This window comes from Actinomyces sp. oral taxon 849 str. F0330, assembly GCF_000239715.1.
Lineage (GTDB): Bacteria > Actinomycetota > Actinomycetes > Actinomycetales > Actinomycetaceae > Actinomyces > Actinomyces johnsonii.
In genome coordinates this window covers 1-17,719 of sequence record NZ_JH470364.1, presented here as the reverse complement: position 1 = coordinate 17,719, position 17,719 = coordinate 1, and the positions used below count along the sequence as shown (strand labels likewise).

Here is a 17,719-nt window from a genome sequence, read left to right as displayed (position 1 = left end):
ACTCCTCAGGCGGGGCGACGGCCCACGGAGAGCCCCGGTGAGAGGTCCTCAACGAGCGCCGCCGTGGCGGGGTCGATCTGGTCAAGGTCATCGGCGCCCGCGGCGTCGAGGAGAATGCGGATCTCCTGCTCGAGCTCGCCGCGGCCGCGGCGCGAGGCCAAGCGCAGGCGGTCGCGCCACAGCCCCTGGTCGAGCTCGACCACCTGCAGGCCCGTGGCGATCGCCGTGGCGGCGCCGTCGGGATCGGTGTCCCCGATGAGCTCGACCAGCCGATGGGCGGCATCCACCACGAGCGCATCGAACTGCCGTGCGGCACGGACCCGGGCCAGCCAGGTGTAGTGCCCCTCGGCGGCGTCGGAGACCATCGGGCCTCGCACCAGGCGCAGGGCCTCGGTGAGAAGCTCGACCTCCTGCTGCGGCGCGCACCTGCGGGAGGAGTCCAGCAGAGAGCGCAGCACGTCCCAGTCCAGGACCACCCCGGGCCCCAGCACTAGGCGGCCCTCGGCGTCCTCGCGCAGATGCGGCGCCCCCTGGGAGTCCTGGCCGAGCCAGCTGCGCAACCGCTCCACGGTCGCCCCCACGACGTCCGCGGTGGCCCCCAGAGGCCAGAGCATCGCGCCCAGGATGGAGGGGCGGATGCCCTCGGGGTGGAGGGCCACGCAGACGGCGGCCTCGGTGAGGATGGAGCGGCGCGCCTGGTCCACCGCCCCTGCCGTCTCCACGAGCGTGTTGCCCAGGACCTGGATGCGTACCGAGGCAGCGCGCAGGGCGGCGATGGCCAGGGGCGGCATCGGCGGGTCCGGCACCGGCGGGCGGCCGTCGTCGTGGGTCTCCTCGACCGGGGCGAACAGGCCCTCGAGCGCGGCGATCTCCGCCTCGGTGGCGCGCGAGGCCGTGACCATGATGCCCAGGGGGAAGATCCGGGCGGTGCCGGAGGCATCGATCTCGATCGTCCAGCGCCCCTGCCGGTTGGAGTCCGTGCGCACCAGGGCGTAGCTGCGTCCCGGTGGGAGCGGAGGAGGCGTCGCCCCGTTGCCGATGAGCATGAAGGTCGTCTGCGTCTCCGGGCGGCGCCCGGTCAGGACCCCGCCGACGCCGGGCAGGGCGGCCTGCCCCATGAGGCTCTCGGGGGTCTGCAGGCGCCGGCCGGCTACCCCGTGCAGGGTGGCGGACAGGCCCGTCCCGACGACGTCGGCGTCCCGCGACCAGGGGTTGGTGCACAGCTCCAGGGCGAGGGCGGAGACGACTTCGGCCGCCATGGCGGGGTCCCCGGTGACGATCACGTCTCCATCCGCGAAGGCCAGGTCGATGAGGATGTCCGCACCCTCAGGGGTGCGGCCGACCGTCACCAGCCCGGGCAGGGGGCAGGGCCGGTCCTTCAGCGGCGGTTCCTGGCCCGCGCGCAGCGCCCAGGTCATCCCCTCCTGCTGCGCCCGCCACGGGGCGGGTGCGTCCGGCAGGGGACGCGCCATGCGCAGGTAGCAGGCATCGTCGTCGATGGCGACGGCGTACGGGCGGGGGCTTCCGGGCAGATCGTCCAGGGAGCGCAGGACGGCGTCGAGGCGCCGCGAGCGGCTCTCATCGGCGCCGACACGCAAGAGGCGCTCAAGCTCAGCGGAGTCCTCGTTGAAGGCGCCCGCCAGCCACCGGCGCCTGGCGACGAGCACCGAGACCAGGGAGGCGGCCAGCAGCGAGCCGATCGCCGGCATCTGGACGGGGGCGACGTCCCGCAGGTCCTGCCCGAGTCCGGCGGGAATGTGGTTGCCCTCCTCCTGCTGCTGCTGCGGTGTCGGCGCAGCCGGGGCCGGGGCGGGGGTCGTGGGGATGGCCTCGACCCGGGCCACGGAGGTGGCGGACTCGGGCATCACCAGGAGCCAGCCGGGCTGGATGAGCCGGGCTAGCTCGAGGGAGCCGCCGTCGGGCTGCGCCCTGCCCGCGTTGAGGTCGTAGATCTGGGAGTAGGCGCGGCCCTCACCGAGGTTGCGCTCGGCGATGTCCCAGAGATTGTCGTGGTAGCGGCCTTCCGGGGGCTGGACGATGTACACCCGCTGCCCCACGAGCTGGGCGCCGATCTCCTGGTCGAGCTCGACCCCGTTGACCATGTAGCGCATGTACTGGTGGTCGCTGTCGGCACCCTGCGAGGCGGTGGCGGCTCCGTCGGCCTGGGAGTCGTCGGCGGCGGGCTGCTGGGAGGAGACGTCCTGGCTCACCGCTACGGCCGGCGTCGGCTCCTCCACGACGGGGGCGGCGGCCGCGGCGACCGGTCCGCTGACGGCGCCCAGGAGCAGGACCGAGGCGATGAGTCGGCGCACCAGCGACTGCATACCGCCCGAGAGCGGGACATGTCCGGGAACGCCGTGCCCCTTGATGGCCGAGGCGGCCTCCACCAGGGCGCACACCGTGAACTGCAGCCAGGCCAGGTAGAGCACCCAGATGAGGACACCCACGACGACGTCGAAGGAGACGGCCTGTGTGAACAACACGCTCACGTCCACACCGGTCGGCAGGGGCGGTGGGCCCACTGTGGCCAGCAGGGCGGCGGGCAGGCCGATGATGACGGCCGCGAGGACGAGGCCGGAGAGCAGGGATCGCCATACCGGGGGCCGGGCGCTGTGCACGGGCGCTTGGAACCGCTGGGGGCCGGCGGCCTGGGCGCGGCGTCGTATCGATGCGGTGGTCATGGGTTCTGCCTCCCCTCGAGGCCGATGGCGTTGCCCGTCTTCGGCAATCTGGGCCTCCGTCTCTCCTCTGGGCCGAAGGCGTTGCGGGCCTCTCCGGTCACGGTGACGTGGATGGATGTGACGCCGACCAGTCGCAGCATCGTGGTGGGGACGTCGCGTTCGACGGTGACCGAGACCCGGTCGGAAGAGGCCTTGACCGTCGTGGTCTTGGCGGCGCCGCTGCGGGCCAGGTAGCTCCGAGCCGCAGACGAGGCCGCTGCCGGGTCCGTCGAGGCCTCACCGGAGTCGCGCAGCTTCGCCATGCTCAGCTGCTGGACCCCGGCACGGGCCGCCTGCTCGGCCTGATCCGCCATGGTGGCACGCGCGTTGAGGACGCGTCCCCCCTCGATGCACAGTCCCGCTACGAGCATGAGAACCGCCGCGATGATGACGACGTAGACGGATATCGAGCCCCGCTCCGGGTGCTCTCGGAGCCTCTTGAAGATCGTGGTCCCGCTCATCGCGTCCCCCTCCACTGGTCCACCGGCGCACTCGACTCCGCCTTGACCACGGTGGTGCCGGGCAGGAAGACCAGTCCCAGGTCGGAGAGCTTGACGCGGCAGCTGACCGAGACCGTGACGGCTCCGCCGCGGCGGAAGCCGCCGACGTCGACGCCGGCTGAGCAGCTGGCGTTGGCGGTGTCCGCCTGGGACAGGCTCCGGTTGGCGGCCGTGCTGGCGGCGCCCACGGAGCGCTCCATGGAGGCGGCCCGAGCGGCGTCGCGCGACGCGGCCTCGACCATCCCCTGGGCGGAGACGATGCGCCCCCCGGCGACGGCCACCATGGTGATGAGCAGCAGCACCGGGACGAGGACCACCATCTCAATGGACATGGTCCCCCTCTCCGAGCCGGCCGCCTCGATGGCGCTACGCCGGGCCTGCTTCTTTCTGAGGTGTTTCATCTGTCGCTCCGGAAGGTCTCCCGCTCTGAGGTCACCGAGGCCTTGACGCGCGGCGACAGGCCAGCCACGACGTCTAGGGACTTCCCGGAGACGCGCACCGTGACCTGGTCGCTCGTGGTGGAGACGTCGATCTCGACATCGGTAAGTGCCTTGCCGCCCACCTTGCGGGCGTAGGCCGCGCCGTTGGCCTTGGCGGCGGCGGATAGGTCGCCCCCCTTGGAGTTCGCGCGCGCTTCCCGGGCCACCTCGCGAGCGGTGGCGATGGCGACCTCGTTGCCATACCAGGTCAGGGCCACCTGCACCGTGATCAGTACGACCAGCAGGAGCAGCGGGAAGAAGATGATCAGCTCGACGCTGGAGGCTCCCACCTCCTGGCCCAAGCGGCTCATGACGCGCCTCCTCCACGTTCTCACGAGGGCACCAACCTTGCTCTAGTTGCCGAGGGTGGGCGCTTTGAGGCCGCCAGAGGCATTGGATACCAAGCCGTAAATGGCGCGGCCGACGAGCGCGGCTAAGACGATGAGGAAGCCGGTAATGATGACCCACTCCACGGTGGAGGCGCCCTTCTCCTCGGCAAGGCGGCGCCCCACCTTGTCGCGCACGTCGCCGGCGAGTATCTGAAGGGTGACGAGTAGGGACAGCATGGTGTTTCTTCTTTCTTCTTCGAGGTGTGAGTCGGAACTGGATACGGATGACTTCGGGACCTAAAACGAGCCCATGATTCCGGTCAGGGCCGGGTAGACGAGGAACACGATGAATCCCATGGCGACGACGAGCTGGGCCACGAGCATCGACTCGGAGTTCTCTCCGGCCTTGCCCTCGGCGTCGGCCAAGTCACGGCGGCGCATGCTGGAGGCCCTGGCGCCGAGGGACTCTCGGATCTTGGCGCCGTCCTCGGCCACGAGGGCCAGGGCGGCGGACAGGTCGCGCAGCTCGTCGATGCGCAGCTGGGTGCCCAGCTGCCCCAGGGCGGTCCACGGGGTGTCGCCGCGCAGGCGAGCCACATCGAGGGCGTTGCGGATGCGCACCATGGCGGGGTCGTCGGAGAGGCTGGAGGCGGCGTCGAGCGCCTCGGGGACGCCGCGACCGGCTGACAGGGACATGGCCACCAGGTCCAGGTAGGAGCCGACGACGTGGCGGAAGTCCCGACGGGCGTCGTCGGCCTCCCGGCGCAGGCGGGCCGTCGGCAGGAGCAGGCCCAGCGCCCCCAGGACCATGCTGACCAGGAGCGGCATGGACCAGCCCAGGGGTGCCCCCATGACCTGCATGAGTCCGACAACGGCCATCGGAGCCATGAAGACGCCCATCCCGAGGAACAGGGAGGTGAGAAGATGCCGTTCGAGGGAATGCCCCACCACGGACAGGTCCGCGGTCAGGAAGGTGAGGTCGGCTCCCGTCCGTCGAGCCAGCGCGGCGATCCTGAGGCTGAGGTCATCGGCCCACTGGGGCACCTCCGCCTCTGAGGGGTTGACCCTGCGTGCATCCTGCCGCATGCGTCCCTCGTTGCGGCGAGTATCCAGCTCGGCCAGTGCGGCGGCGGGCTGGGTGACGGGCGGGGCGACGATGAGGATGAGGAAGAGAACGCCTGCGCCGCTGATCGCCCCTCCGAGGAGGATCCAGGTGATCATGCTTCCTCACCTCCGGCCTGCGCGGTGGCGATCAGGAAGCGCCGTGGCAGCCGCACGCCCGCGAGCCGCCGCATCCAGAGCATGCCCATTGCGAAGAGCGCCACGACGACCACCAACACCAGCTGCCCCTGCACACTGGAGTAGGGGGCCACGAAGCTGCGGTTGAAGATCGCCAGACCCAGCATGATGGCGATCGAGAAGATGACGACGATCTGGGCCGAGCGCCGGGTGCCGGCGCGGGAAGCGGAGACGCGCTGGCGCATGTCGAGCTCGGAGCGGGCGGTATCCGCCAGTGCGCCGAGGAGCTGACGCAGGCCGGGGCCGCGCAGGCGCGCGTTCATGATGAGGGCGGAGACGATGAGATCCGCCGTCGGATCGTTGAGGCCGTCGGCGAACTGGCGCAGCGCCAGCGGCAGGGGCACGCGCACGCGCATGCGATCGGACAGGAGGGCCAGGTCCTCGCGGATGACCGGGGCGGCGGCGTAGGCGGTCGCGGGGATCGCCTGCTCCAGGCCCACCGCACCGGCGATCGTGTCCCGCAGGGACTCGGCCCAGGTGGCCAGGGCCTCGATCTTGGCCGCCGCGTGCTTCTCCTCCTTCGCGCCGCCGAACAGCAACGGCCAGACGAGCACCAGGGCGATCCCGGCTCCGGCGAGGACGATCCAGCGCGTGACGATCAGCAGCACCACCCCGGTGCCGAGGCTGATGATGAGCCGCCCCGAGAGCCCCTTGAGGTGCTCGCGCAGCGAGGCCGAGGCCCCCGCAGCCGGGGTGGGGAGCAGGTCGACCCCTATGAAGAAGCCGATCAGGAGGAAGATCCCTCCCCCGATGAGCGCTCCGGATAAGAAGGCCGTCATGGCCGTTGACTCGTTCATGCCGCCCCCCTCTGGTAAGAGGCGGCCGGGTCGTAACCAGCTGCCATGAGGTCCCTGACGCAGGCGATCGGTGCGGCGGGCTGGGCGATGCCGGAACCGTCGTCGGCGAAGACCTCGCTGGACAGGACCCTCCCGTCGACGCCGTTGACCTCGCGCACGGAGGCGACGAAGCGGCGCAGTCCCCCGCCCTGGGAGAAACGGTTCTCCCGGGTCAGGAAGATGACGAAGTCGACCGCGCCGGCAATGAGGAGGTTGGTGGCGTCCTGGGGCAGGTGCTCGGCGGACTGGATGGCGTAGGTGGCGATCCGGTTGAACACCTCGGAGGAGGAATTGGCGTGGATGGTGGACAGCGAACCGTCGTTGCCCTGGCTCATGGCGTTGAGCATGGTGACGATCTCGTCGCCGAGGACCTCGCCGACGATGACGCGCGAGGGGTTCATGCGCAGTGAGCGCCGCACCAGGTCCGCCATGGAGATCGCCCCAGAGCCCTCGGAGTTGGGCAGGCGCTCCTCGAAGGCGACGACGTTGGGGTGCAAGTCGGCGAACTCTCCCAGGCCCAGCTCCAGGGCGCGCTCCACCGTGATGAGGCGCTCCTCCGGCGGGATTTCGTTGGCCAGGGCGCGCAGGAAGGTGGTCTTGCCCGCGTTCGTGGCGCCAGCGATCATGATGTTCTTGCGGGCGCGCACGGCCGCCGAGCAGAAGGCGGCGAGTCGGGGGGTGAGCGATCCGAGCCCCACCAGCTCCTCCAGGCCCACCCGGTCCAGGCGGGCGCGGCGCACCGAAATCGACGGCCGCGAGCAGACCTCCATAACCGCGGACAGACGCGAGCCGTCCGGCAGGCGCAGGTCCAGCTGCGGGTTGGCGGAGTCGAAGGGGCGCGAGGCCAGGCCGGAGTAGGAGCCGAGCACCTGGACGAGCTCGATGAGCTCCTCGTCGGACTCGGCCACCGGTGCGCCGCGCTCTTCTCGGCCGTCGGCGTACTGGATGAAGACGTTGTCGCAGCCGTTAATGTCGATGTTCTCGACATCCTTGTTGTCCAGCAGCGGCTGGAGGCGACCGACGCCGAACAGAGCTGCGTGGATGCCCTGGGAGACCTCTTCCTCCTCCTGGGCGGTCATCGGACTGCGACCGGCGGCGATCTCGGCGCGGGCGTGCTGCTCGAGTACGCGGCCGATGAGGGCGCGCGCGAATTGGCGCTCGTCCTCGGGGGACATCGGGGGGATGCCGGAGCCGGCGTCGTCGCGCCGCTGCTGGGCCAGGAGGTCGGCAACCTCCTCGCGCATGTCGCGGACGAGTCCCTGGTCAACGCTCATGCTGCACCTCCATTGACGGCGACTCCGGCCAGGGCGGTGGCGACGGTTCGTGCGGATCGCACCAGGAGAGTGCGTCCCAGGGGGCGGGAGCGGCGTCCGGCGAGGGAGTCGGCGGCGCTCTGGTCGAAGGCCAGAGCCCCGACGATGGGAATCTCCAGACCGCTGCCGCGCAGCAGCCGGCTGAGGTCGTCGGCCTCGTGGCGGGCCTTCCACGGGGCGATGAGCAGAATGCCGAGCCGGGCCTGCTCGGAGCGCCGGGAGGTCTCGGCAACGATCCAGGACAGGCGCTCGCGCAGGTGGCCGTAGTTCTCCACACCGGGGCGCACGGCGACCAGGGCGATGTCTGATGCCAGGGCCACACCCAGGCTCGGAGCGCCGGGAGCCAGCCGGCCGACGTCGGCGATGACGTCTCCCTGCTGGTGCAGACTGGTGGCCAGTCCGAGCCAGCCCGCCCCGATGGCCGTCGCCTGGTCCGGGCGGGACAGACCCACGAGGACCGGCAGGTCGCCTTCGATGAGGGTCAAGTGATCCTGCAGCGGGGCGTCGGGGTCCCGACGGATGGCGGCGGCCAGGGAGACGACACCCCGGTCACTGTCCAGCGGGAGGCCGTCACGGGAGCGAGCGCGGTAGACCAGGTCGGATCCGGCCGGGTCGAGCTCGGCCAGGACGGCGGGGCGGGGCCAGACCGCGGCGAGCACGTGGGCGCTCGTCGAGGCGCCGGGAGAACCCTTCGCGGAGGCGATCGAGATGAGCATCAGCTGTCCTTGATCGGCTGGTTGGTCGCAGTCTGGACCACGGCGATGGTGCCGTTGGCCGAGGCGCTCGCGAGCTTTGCGGCGTCCTTCTTGTCGACGATGAGGGAGACGACGGCGCCCGAGGTCCAGTCGTTGTCCGTACCGGAGGAAGGAACAGCCTTGAGGACCTGCGCGTCATCGACGGAGACCGACTGAGTACCGACGTCCACGACGTTGACGACGTCCCCGGAGCCGAGGCCCCCCGCGGGGAAGCGGCCGGAGGCGACCGAGATGCCGACGACCTGCTTGTCCCCTCCTGGCATCGGGGTCGTCGCGATCTGGGAGGTGTCCAGGAGCTGGCCCTTGGAGACCTCGACCCGCGCCGTACGCCCAACCACCTGATCGATCTGGTCGGCGCGGATCAGCGTACGCAGATCGGAGGAGACCGAGGCACTCATCAGGTCCTCCTTCGTGATGACCTCTCCGGCTCGAATCGTGTCCCCCGCGGCCAGCACCTGGACCCGCTGGTCCATCTGATTGGCCAACAGGCCCGCTAGCAGTGCGCCGCCGACGATGAGAAGCACGGCGAGAGCGGCCAGCAAGGGCCGCCGCTCGCGCGGCGCCGAAGGAAGACGTGCGCCATCCACACCCTGACGAGAACGAGTCGATTTCTTCTCATCAGAGTTGCGATCACGACGCTCGGAAGAGCGCCCAGACAAACGGGGCGACATAGGGAATACCTCGTGCAAGTCGGGATTTGATTAGGTCATTCAGTCGAGGCTTACGCAGCACATTCTTCTGAATCACGCAGAAGACAGCATGGGGCTTAACCTCTCTCCATGCCATGGGGATCTATCCCCACATTAAGAGAACGGGTAGTTTTCCCCTTGACTCCCCAATATTTGCCATAGAGGGTTGTACCCAGGCGCCCTACCAATGGCGACCTGATTCCGCGGACCCACTCGGAATATACGAATTCATCCAGACAAGGAGATCGGCATGACCAAGATTCAGGCAGAATTCGATTCTCTCAAGGCGCTGTACGACGCCCTGAAGAATGACGTGCAGTACGCCAATGACATCCAGAAGCAGACTGACAGCGCTTTGGCGAATGCGGTGTGGGAGAGCACGAACGCGACCAACTTCCGCGCCGCCTGGGAAGAGTTCAAGCCGAAGCTGATGGCGTTTGAGCAGACATTCGCTGACGGCGCCAACGATGTCGCGAACAACTACAACAACCTCATCATCGCAAACGGGGAGAGCCTGGAGCCCCTTCCGCCCGTCACCGCCATCGAGTAAGCGGACACGAGGTCGGCAGTCAGAAGTGGTCTGGGAGCAGCAATGCTCCCAGACCACTTCTCATATGGCTTGCACCCAAGGGCCGGTTGGGAGGAGAAGAGGTTCTCCTCCCAACCGGCCTCGGTGTCATTTTTGATCGTCGGTGTTGAGGCTCTGCGCCTCCCCGACCTTGATGGACAGGGTCCCCGAGGTGGACGCCGGGGGCAGGTCCCCCTGACTACCGTCGGTGGCCGTGTAGGAAGCGCTGTAGGACACCCCCACATTGACCGTGCTGGTCCCACCCAGGTGCTCGGAACTGCGAGTGAAGGTCATGGTGCACGAGCTACTCCCCTCAGCCATCCCGGACTGCCACGGCGTACCGAACCCCTGACAGGAGACCTTGCTGTCGGGGGCCGACAACGTCAACCCGGTCGAACTCGCCGTCACGGTGGCCGTCACCGGCCCGGCAGTCGCCGTCGCCGTCACCGACTGAGGAGTGTCCTCACTCGCCCACACCCAGTTCTCCACACCAACCAGCGTCTGCACACCACCATCCATCCGCGGATTCGTCTCCACCACCGGAGGAGGAATCTCCACCGCCTTCCACGCAGCCTTGGCCAAAGTCGCACCATCCACCGGCGGAACAGGAGGCTGACCACCACCAGGAACATACGCCGGGGGCTTCTTCATGAATTCTTCCCTGTATTTCGTGAACTCAGAATCTGACAGGTCATCCGGAACACATTCTGGAGCATACCAGTACCCTTCAGAATCCGACGCATACTCCTCCCAACCCGGATATCTGGAAGTTGTTTCCTTATAGTCAACATCGGGATTCATTTTGGTAAAGTCTATAAACTGCCTACTTTTGAAGAACTTCGCTGTGTCTTTGCCGGAGCTATGCCGCGCGTAATAACATTTCGGTTTTACCGAAGCGGCTACCTGGCGGGAGGACGTGGTTGTCCTGCCGGAACCACTCGATCCCGGATTGGCGGAATTATAGGAGACCGAAACGGAGATGGTGACTCCGCCATCGGTGTTCGAGGAGGAGTGCCCTGAGACACCGCCGCCCTCTGCAAAGGCCGGAGATGAGGGCAGCAGGCCGAGCGGAGCGATCACCGCACACGCCGCCGCCACCAGGCCGGCGCGATTCACCATTGTCTTCAACATTGATCCACACCTTCCACCGAGGAGGAGTTGACAACCCACCCGTCCTGATTCCTGATGAGGCTCACCACGAGGGAAATCGTATGGCCGAGGTCATCTGAGGACACCTCCGCACCATCCCGAGCAACCAGGCGAACCTTTGTCTCATCGGCGCACACCGTCATCGTTGACGACAATCCATCAGGATTCAATTGAACGGAGCTAATGGAGGTGCTGGCTTCACCCTCAACGTGCTGCCCGGCGGCGGCCCGTTCGTCATAGACCTTCTTGAAGGCCTGATACTGGTCCCCGGCGGTAACGGACTCGACCTTGGTAGTTCCCTTCATGTCCCGATAGGCCTCCCAGGTCGCCCGATCGTAGGCAACATAGGCCTTGAGGACCTGGGTCTGCTGGACATCCAGATCATCCGGAATGGATGCGACTGTGTACGAGGTCTTCGAATCCGACAGCGAGTCTTCAGTCACGGGAGCCTCACTGCCCGATGCGTTTGCCGTCGCAGATTCCGCAGCGCCCGAATCCTTCATGGGTGGAATGGTGGATTCCGGCTTCCCATTGTTCGAGGAACAGCCTGCGAGTGCGCATGAAGCGGCCAGGAGCAGCCCACTCCACACAGATAAATAATGATGACGGAGAAACACGACCAACCTCCATACCCCGACACGATCAGCATCCACACGGTCACGAGTAAATCGACCATACCTTTCCCGCACGGTTTCGTCACTACCGACCAACAGGTTTTTCATGGGGATCTTGCCCCATGGCCACCGCCGACCTCCGCGTCTTCGGAACCCGCCCCGCGGCGAGCCGATACACGAAAGACGGTGGGCGGCTCCGGATCATCCGGAGCCGCCCACCGTCGTCGACTATGGAACCGCCGTCCTCAGCGCACGGGCTTGCGGATCTCGGCGGAGAGGAACCAGGCCTGCTGCTCGAACTTGCCGATGAGGTCCTCGACAATGCCGGCAGAGGTGGGGTCTTCGGCGTCGACGTCCTCGTCCACACCGCGCAGGGTGCCGACAACGGCCTCAATGGCGGAGACGATGTAGGCCACTCCCTCGCTGGTGAGGATCTCCCCCTCAGGGGCGGCCGGGACGGTGGTCGCAGCGGCGACGGTGGCCGGGCGGCCGTCGGGGACGGCGTTGATGGCGCGCATGCGCTCGGCCACCTCGTCTGAGCCCTCACGGGCGATGTCGACGACGTCATCCAGGTTGAGGTGGATGTCGCGGAAGTTCGGGCCGACGACGTTCCAGTGGATCTGCTTGCCCACGAGCTCGAGGGCGATGAGGTCGGTCAGGACGCGCTGGAGGTTGTCGCTCAGGGCGGCGGAGGCGGTGAAGGAGAGGTTGATGGACGGGGTGGTGACGGTGTCTGCGTTCATGGCCATTACTTTACTACTTCGCCAGCCTCCGTGGGTGTTACTTATGATTCACAGGCAAGCCAAGCCTCACTTGAAACAGGGGCTCACCTGCGTGAACGAGCTTCGCCTCGTCAGCCGACCGAGCAGGAGTTCGGCTCGCCGGTCTCCTCCTCCTCGGAGGCGAGCCAGCGCCCGTCACTGCCGGGAACCATCGTGTTCTTCGCCGGAATCTGGGCCTTGTTGGCGGGGTCGGTGACGTCCTTGCCCTGCGCGTCGATGAAGCTCACCTGCGTCATATCCACGCAGTAGGAGACGGTGGCGCTCTGGCCGTCGGCGCTCATGACGATCTCGGAGACCGCGACCCTGACCGGGGTCCGGACCTTCTGCCCCTTGCTCCTCATGTCGGCGGCATCGTTGGTGAGCTGCTGCTGGAGGTTGCCGGTGGTCACCGTCGTCACCTTGCTGACGTCCTGGCCGCCGCCGACCCACAGCGTCCAGGACATCTGGTCGTAGGCCACGAAGTCCTGGAGGATCTTGACCTGGCTGACGTCCAGGCCGGCGGGGATGGTGGTGACGGTGTAACCCAGCTGGGGGTCGGAGAGGGAGTCCGCCGTGACGGGACCGGCGCTGCCCGACGCCGTGACGACGCCCGAGGGCTCCGGCGTCGAGCTGCTCACGGTGCCCGAACCGCTCGCGGAGGCCTTTGCACCGGGCTTGGAGCTGTTCGATGAGCAGCCGGCGAAGGCGAGCGAGCCAGCCAGCAACAGGCAGCCCAGGACAGTGGCCCGGCGGCCGGCTCCGGTCCAGTCGGCGGGGCGAATCGCGGCGTTCCTCACGGGGGCTCCTCCCAGTCGGCCGGATCCAACCCGGCGGAAACCAACCCGTCGACATTACCGCGAAGGTCACGAACATGTCTCAGCGTTCGTCGCCGGAGTTCCGCCTTTCAGAGCTCCGACACGATGGGGACATATCACGCGTACAGGAAGGGGAATCCTGCACCCGTACGCGCAGAAGGCCCCCATCCGCGGGAACGTATCCCCGACGGCGTCGAACGTTTCCAACCACGTCGACCGGGAACAACCAGCTACCACAGGATCTTCACACTGGGCAGTTCCTCGAAGGCCGGATCACGCGTCACCAGCACGAGCGACTCGGAGATCGCCTGTGCCGCCAGCATCCGATCGAATGGATCGCGATGCGACCACTCAAGCCGTCCACTCAGGCGGGCATGCGACCACTCGATGGGCAAGAGCTCCGCCCCAAGACGCCGCACATGCCCCTCGAGAGCCTCCAGCCACGGGCCGGCACCGGGCAGCTTCCCAATGCGGTGCTTGGTGTACAGCTCCCACGCACTGGCAGCAGAGACCACCAGAAGACTCCCGCGATCCCGCAGTACCTCAGCAGCTCCATCACCCAAACGCGATGGCTCATTGATCGCCCACATGAGCGCGTGCGTGTCGAGCAGGTAACCGCTCACGCGCCCTCCCAGGCATTCAGCTCCTCCTCGGGCAGGTCGTCGAAGAACGTGTCCGGCAACCGATAGCCGCCAAAGCCCAGCTCCCGCTCACCCGTCCCGACCGGAACCAGCCGCGCCACTGTCTGACGCCCTCGGGCGATATTGATGGTCGCACCCTGCTCGACCTCCACCAACAGTGCCGACAGATGCGTCTTCGCCTCCTGAACCTTCACCGTTCTCATACGTTGATGGTCCCAAGGAGAAGCTACTTGGTCAACCAGGTTGGTCAGGTCGCGCCGTCATCCGCCTCATGCCCGCACCCACCGACACTCCACAGACGAGGACATACGACGCGTACGGGGACGGTGGGGTCAAGGTGGGTTCCAGTGGTGGTTGCTACTTGTGCGCGTACACCTTGACCGGCTTCGGACGTGACGGAAGCGAGGTGCCTACTTGGGATGATTGGCGCGAATGTTCTGAGCCGCCAGCTCGACGGTCCTGGCGATCCGACGCTCACGTGTCTCAGGTTTCTTGGCACTGGATATCCATTGCAGGATCAGTCGTCGCGAGGATGGAGGGAAGGCCGAGAAGTGGGTCAGCGCCGACTTACTCGCCTCCAGCGCGACCCGCAGGTCGTCGGGGACAACGAGGTTCTGAGCGTCGGCGTGCTCGTCCCATTTCCCGGAGGCTTTTGCCTCGTCGATGACCTTCTGGCCCGTCGGCCGCATGTACCCGGCCCTGATGAGCCGCTCGGCCCGTTCCCGGTTGGCCCGCCCCCAGCTGCTCGTGGGGCTGCGTTGGGAGAACATCAGGTAGCAGCTGTCACGGTCGCGCTTGATGGCCTTGCTGTCGACCCAACCGAAGCACAGTGCGTGCTCGATCGCGTCCCGGAAACGCACGCTGTCCTCCGAGGCACCCTTCTTGTAGATGATGAGCCAGATCCTCGGGGTGTGCTGGCCGTTCTCCTCCAACCAGTCGCGCCACTCCTGCAGGCTCTTGGCGCGCACGGCCGGTGTGCCATCCACAATCTCGTGAGTAACGGTCATCAGGATTCTCCTGTCAACGAGTCGGTTGGGTGACGATCCCCAAGGCAAGAAGGTCAACCAGGACGCGCTGGAGGCTGTCGCCAAGGGCGGCGGCAGCGAAGGTGACGGACGGTGTGACTGCAGTCTCTGCGCTCGTGCCGTCCACTTTGCGCTGTTTCTTCTGGAGTTCGACCGGCCGCCGTCGGGGACATATCACGCGTAAGGGTGCGGAAATCCCGCGCCCTTACGCGCAGAAGTTCCCCGTCAATGGCCAGCCCCCCGTCAGACCCAGGGCTGGCGCTCGGCCCACTCCTGGGGGCCGACACGGCGCCCCGTGTAAAAAGGCGTGTCCACGCGCACGTGCATGCGCGCCTCCGTGTAGCGCTGGTGGTGCAGGACCCCCTCGAGGCGATCGAGGGAGTCCGCCTCGAAGCCGAGGATCCACTCGTAGTCGCTCAGTCCGAAGGTCGCCAGGGTCGAACCCTTGACGTCGGGGTATTTGGAGAAACCGTGGCGCCCATGCTGAGCCATCATGCGCGAGCGCTCCTCCGGATCGAGCAGGTACCACTCGTAGGAGCGCACGAAGGGGTAGACCATGACCCAGTCCCGCGGCGCCACCCCGGCCAGGCAGGCCGGCACATGGCGGGGGTTGAACTCAGCGGGCGTGTGCAGTCCCATGCAGGACCACACCGGCTCCAGGTATCGGCCCAGCGCGCTGCCGCGCAGGCGGTGGTAGGCGTCCTGGAGGACCTCGGGGTCGTCGTCGAGCCACCACACGAGCAGGTCGGCGTCGGCGCGAAAGCCCCCGATGTCGTACCAGCCGCGGGTCGTCACGCCGCCGGCCCCGATGAAATCGGCGCTCTCGCCCAGGAGCTGCTCGCGCCCAGGCTGGGAGGCGGGCAGCGGGCGGGTCAGGCGGAAGACGGCGTAGAGGGTGTAGTGGTACTGGTTGTTGATGGCCTCCAGGTCGACGTCGATGGCGTCGCGCGGGTCGCGGTGGGGGCGGCGCTCCTCATCCTCGAAACGGTGCAGGCCGCCATCGGCAGAACGTCCGCTGCGGCCACCGGGGTGACCGCCATGTCCGCCGGGGTGACCGTGGGCGTCGGTACTCATCTCTTCTCCTTATTTCTTCCGGGGCTGCTGGGCATGAGGCTATCGGGGCCTCATCGGGATCGGCAGTTGCAGGTCGACATCCGGTCACGGTCTGCTCATAGCCGACTGGTGACCGGCGGCGGGCTCGTGTGCGGTGCTTTCGGCTGGGCGGGTGCCGGGGTGGCGGGTACCGGGACGGCAGCAGGACGGCGGGCAGACGGTGTGGAAGGGGCCGACGCCGGTGGTCGAGGCGGGATGGACGTTCTCGCCGCGAGCGGCGGCGGCCCGCTCAATGAGGATGTCGACGAGGGAGTCGACGAAGGCCGAGTGGGTGCCGGCCGTAGCGGCGCGCACATACGGTATTCCCAGGTCGCGGGCGGTCTGGGCGGCCTCGGTGTCGAGGTCGAAGACGACTTCCATGTGGTCGGAGATGAACCCGAAGGGGGACACGACGACGCCCCCGGGCCGCTCCGCCGGGCGGCCGTCGGTCAAGCGGCCGGCGGCCAGGGCCTGAAGATGGTCGTTGACGTCGGGTTCGAGCCAGCGGGCCTGCGGCGGGCCGGAGCGCGAGCAGTAGACGAGGTCCGCCTCCACCTTTTCCAGGCCGAGGCGGCGGGCGACCTCCGGCACGAGGATCGAGGCCAGGGCCTCGTGCTGGGCGACGTAAGAGACCTCCGTGGACAAGTCCGCGGCGACGCCGGGTTCGCGCTGCTCGGTGAGACGCCCGGCAGGATCTTCCGTGGAATGCGCGGCGGGCTCAACGGCAGGGTGCGTCACCTGGCCCGAAGCACCGTCGGCGTCGGAGCCCGGAGCGGAGCCGGTCTCCATGCCCAGGGGGATGGAGTGGGTGACGAGCACGAGGCGGACGTCCGCTGCGGCCACCCCCTGCTCGGCAAGAGCGCCGTAGGCCTCGACGATCGCGTCGACATTGGCCTCCAGGAGGCCGGAGGTGTTGTAGTAGGGGCGCGTCTTGTCCACGGTGAGGTCGACGGGAGCGCCCCCGTCCCCACCGACCCGGGCGGCAGCGTCGGCCTCGAAGCCGTCTCCGGTGGAGCCATCAGCTCCGGCGGCGAGCAGGGCGACGGCGCCGGCCAGGTCCTCGCGGTACTGGCGGCACCCGGAGTAGGAGCCGAAGGCGGCGGTGGGCAGGGCCAGGATGTGGCGGGCGCCGGAGTCGGCCAGCTCGCGCAGGGCCTGACTGACGAAGGGGTGCCAGTTGCGGTTGCCGACGACGATCGGTAGCGACGAGCCGTGCTCGGCCAGGCGGGCCTGGAGGGCGTCGCGCAACTCGGCGTTGCGCGCGTTGATCGGGGAGGCGCCGCCGAATCCCTGGTAGTGGCCGGAGACCTCCAGGAGGCGCGAGTCGGGCACGCCACGGCCGGCGGTGGCGTTGCGCATGAAAGGCAGGACGTCCTCGGGCCGGCGGGGCCCGCCGTAGGACAGCAGGAGAACGGCGTCGTAGGGGGCCAGCGGGTCGGTGGCCGGGATACTGGCCGGGGCACCGACGAGGCCGGGCGTGGGTGCGGCGGCATCAGTCATGGGTTCCTCCTACGGAATCCGGGCCGAGGACGAGCTCAAGGGCCTGGCGGTAGGCATCCTCACGCCCCTCCTGGCCGGCACGGCGGGCCATGACGGTGGGCTGGTGGAGGAGGCGGGCGGCCAGGTGGTGGAGGGCGCGCTCGGCCTGGGCGAGGGTGATGACCGGCTCATCCGCGGCTTCAGAGGAGACCTTGGCAGCGGCCTCTGAGGTGGTCTCGGGCGCGGCCACCGAGACGGCGATCGCGCCGGAGGAGCCGTTCGCACGGATCACGCCGCCACCGGCAACCACACGGGCGTCGGCCCGCCCGTCCACCGAGGGCACGGCCGAGGCCGGCAGCCGGGACTGCAACGGCCGCAGGCGCTCGATCTCCTCCATGACGACCCGGCCGATGTGTGAGCGCAGGGCGGTAATGAGCGAGTCCATGCTGCGCCCGGCCAGGGTGCGCTCGAAGTCGTCGGCCTCGGCGTCGATGATGGCGCGCGCGGCGTCGACCTGCCGGACCTCGGCGTCGGGAACGGCGTCGCGCACGCCGGGAAGGTCGAGGTGGACGACGCCGGGCAGGGCGCGGACGGTCTCATCGACGTCGCGGGTCAGGGCCAGGTCGAGGATGACCAGGGGGCGGCCGGTGCTCTC

Annotated in this window: 20 protein-coding genes and 1 pseudogene; 1 reads left to right on the top strand and 20 read right to left on the bottom strand. The window is 68.2% G+C overall.

All coding sequences use genetic code 11. The features are described 5' to 3' along the window. Positions 1-5: 5 nt before the first annotated feature. Genes HMPREF0975_RS13795 through HMPREF0975_RS13750 form a run of 10 tightly spaced genes read right to left on the bottom strand, consistent with a single transcriptional unit; the run spans position 6 to position 8,902 of the window. Positions 6-2,681 (bottom strand): bacterial transcriptional activator domain-containing protein, encoded by a 2,676-nt coding sequence (locus HMPREF0975_RS13795; protein WP_009234827.1) that lies wholly within the window; start codon positions 2,679-2,681, stop codon positions 6-8. Next, positions 2,678-3,181, bottom strand: coding sequence for a TadE/TadG family type IV pilus assembly protein (locus HMPREF0975_RS13790; RefSeq protein ID WP_009234826.1), 504 nt, complete (start codon positions 3,179-3,181; stop codon positions 2,678-2,680). The genes HMPREF0975_RS13795 and HMPREF0975_RS13790 overlap by 4 nt, the downstream gene beginning before the upstream one ends. Further along, complete coding sequence (locus HMPREF0975_RS13785; RefSeq protein ID WP_009234825.1) at positions 3,178-3,621, bottom strand: TadE/TadG family type IV pilus assembly protein; 444 nt, start codon at positions 3,619-3,621, stop codon at positions 3,178-3,180. Before HMPREF0975_RS13785 ends, HMPREF0975_RS13790 begins: the two co-directional genes overlap by 4 nt. Further along, complete coding sequence (locus HMPREF0975_RS13780; RefSeq protein WP_009234824.1) at positions 3,618-4,010, bottom strand: TadE/TadG family type IV pilus assembly protein; 393 nt, start codon at positions 4,008-4,010, stop codon at positions 3,618-3,620. Before HMPREF0975_RS13780 ends, HMPREF0975_RS13785 begins: the two co-directional genes overlap by 4 nt. A gap of 42 nt (positions 4,011-4,052) precedes the next feature. Next, complete coding sequence (locus HMPREF0975_RS13775; protein ID WP_009234823.1) at positions 4,053-4,265, bottom strand: hypothetical protein; 213 nt, start codon at positions 4,263-4,265, stop codon at positions 4,053-4,055. A 60-nt stretch (positions 4,266-4,325) separates the two neighbouring features. Next, a complete protein-coding gene (locus HMPREF0975_RS13770) occupies positions 4,326-5,249 on the bottom strand; it encodes a type II secretion system F family protein (RefSeq protein WP_009234822.1) in 924 nt (307 codons plus the stop codon). Beyond that, entirely contained in the window at positions 5,246-6,124 is an 879-nt protein-coding gene (locus HMPREF0975_RS13765; RefSeq protein WP_009234821.1) for a type II secretion system F family protein, read from the bottom strand. The genes HMPREF0975_RS13770 and HMPREF0975_RS13765 overlap by 4 nt, the downstream gene beginning before the upstream one ends. Next, positions 6,121-7,437: a CpaF family protein gene (locus HMPREF0975_RS13760; protein ID WP_009234820.1), complete on the bottom strand. Its 1,317-nt coding sequence runs from the start codon at positions 7,435-7,437 to the stop codon at positions 6,121-6,123. The genes HMPREF0975_RS13765 and HMPREF0975_RS13760 overlap by 4 nt, the downstream gene beginning before the upstream one ends. Continuing rightward, on the bottom strand, positions 7,434-8,192 hold the full coding sequence (locus tag HMPREF0975_RS13755) for a hypothetical protein (RefSeq protein WP_009234819.1): 759 nt from the start codon (positions 8,190-8,192) through the stop codon (positions 7,434-7,436). Before HMPREF0975_RS13755 ends, HMPREF0975_RS13760 begins: the two co-directional genes overlap by 4 nt. Continuing rightward, positions 8,192-8,902: an SAF domain-containing protein gene (locus tag HMPREF0975_RS13750; RefSeq protein ID WP_009234818.1), complete on the bottom strand. Its 711-nt coding sequence runs from the start codon at positions 8,900-8,902 to the stop codon at positions 8,192-8,194. Before HMPREF0975_RS13750 ends, HMPREF0975_RS13755 begins: the two co-directional genes overlap by 1 nt. Before the next feature lie 268 nt (positions 8,903-9,170). Here HMPREF0975_RS13750 and HMPREF0975_RS13745 point away from each other — a divergent pair, with 268 nt between their 5' ends. Beyond that, positions 9,171-9,470: a hypothetical protein gene (locus tag HMPREF0975_RS13745; protein WP_009234817.1), complete on the top strand. Its 300-nt coding sequence runs from the start codon at positions 9,171-9,173 to the stop codon at positions 9,468-9,470. 126 nt (positions 9,471-9,596) lie between these two features. On the opposite strand, the gene HMPREF0975_RS16915 is transcribed toward HMPREF0975_RS13745, so the two are convergent. The 10 genes and pseudogenes from HMPREF0975_RS16915 to HMPREF0975_RS13695 all read right to left on the bottom strand — a co-directional run. After that, the gene (locus HMPREF0975_RS16915) at positions 9,597-10,619 is read right to left on the bottom strand and encodes a hypothetical protein (protein WP_009234816.1); all 1,023 of its coding nucleotides are present in this window, start codon (positions 10,617-10,619) and stop codon (positions 9,597-9,599) included. Next, positions 10,613-11,140, bottom strand: a complete 528-nt coding sequence (locus HMPREF0975_RS13735; RefSeq protein WP_156808322.1) for a hypothetical protein — start codon at positions 11,138-11,140, stop codon at positions 10,613-10,615. Before HMPREF0975_RS13735 ends, HMPREF0975_RS16915 begins: the two co-directional genes overlap by 7 nt. Positions 11,141-11,496: 356 nt before the next feature. Beyond that, on the bottom strand, positions 11,497-11,994 hold the full coding sequence (locus tag HMPREF0975_RS13730) for a Dps family protein (RefSeq protein WP_198009192.1): 498 nt from the start codon (positions 11,992-11,994) through the stop codon (positions 11,497-11,499). A 110-nt stretch (positions 11,995-12,104) separates the two neighbouring features. Further along, positions 12,105-12,809, bottom strand: coding sequence for a hypothetical protein (locus HMPREF0975_RS13725; protein WP_009234813.1), 705 nt, complete (start codon positions 12,807-12,809; stop codon positions 12,105-12,107). Positions 12,810-13,057: 248 nt separating this feature from the next. Beyond that, entirely contained in the window at positions 13,058-13,450 is a 393-nt protein-coding gene (locus HMPREF0975_RS13720) for a type II toxin-antitoxin system VapC family toxin (RefSeq protein WP_009234812.1), read from the bottom strand. Further along, positions 13,447-13,671: a type II toxin-antitoxin system Phd/YefM family antitoxin gene (locus tag HMPREF0975_RS13715; RefSeq protein ID WP_009234811.1), complete on the bottom strand. Its 225-nt coding sequence runs from the start codon at positions 13,669-13,671 to the stop codon at positions 13,447-13,449. The genes HMPREF0975_RS13720 and HMPREF0975_RS13715 overlap by 4 nt, the downstream gene beginning before the upstream one ends. Positions 13,672-13,878: 207 nt before the next feature. Then, positions 13,879-14,475 (bottom strand): YdeI/OmpD-associated family protein, encoded by a 597-nt coding sequence (locus tag HMPREF0975_RS16910; protein ID WP_009234810.1) that lies wholly within the window; start codon positions 14,473-14,475, stop codon positions 13,879-13,881. A gap of 261 nt (positions 14,476-14,736) precedes the next feature. Next, on the bottom strand, positions 14,737-15,567 hold the full coding sequence (gene hemQ, locus HMPREF0975_RS13705) for a hydrogen peroxide-dependent heme synthase (protein ID WP_009234809.1): 831 nt from the start codon (positions 15,565-15,567) through the stop codon (positions 14,737-14,739). A gap of 84 nt (positions 15,568-15,651) precedes the next feature. Continuing rightward, positions 15,652-17,085 (bottom strand): ferrochelatase, encoded by a 1,434-nt coding sequence (locus tag HMPREF0975_RS13700; protein WP_009234808.1) that lies wholly within the window; start codon positions 17,083-17,085, stop codon positions 15,652-15,654. Next, positions 17,078-17,719: pseudogene (locus tag HMPREF0975_RS13695) on the bottom strand (glutamyl-tRNA reductase); the annotation flags it as partial. The gene HMPREF0975_RS13700 and the pseudogene HMPREF0975_RS13695, both read right to left, overlap by 8 nt.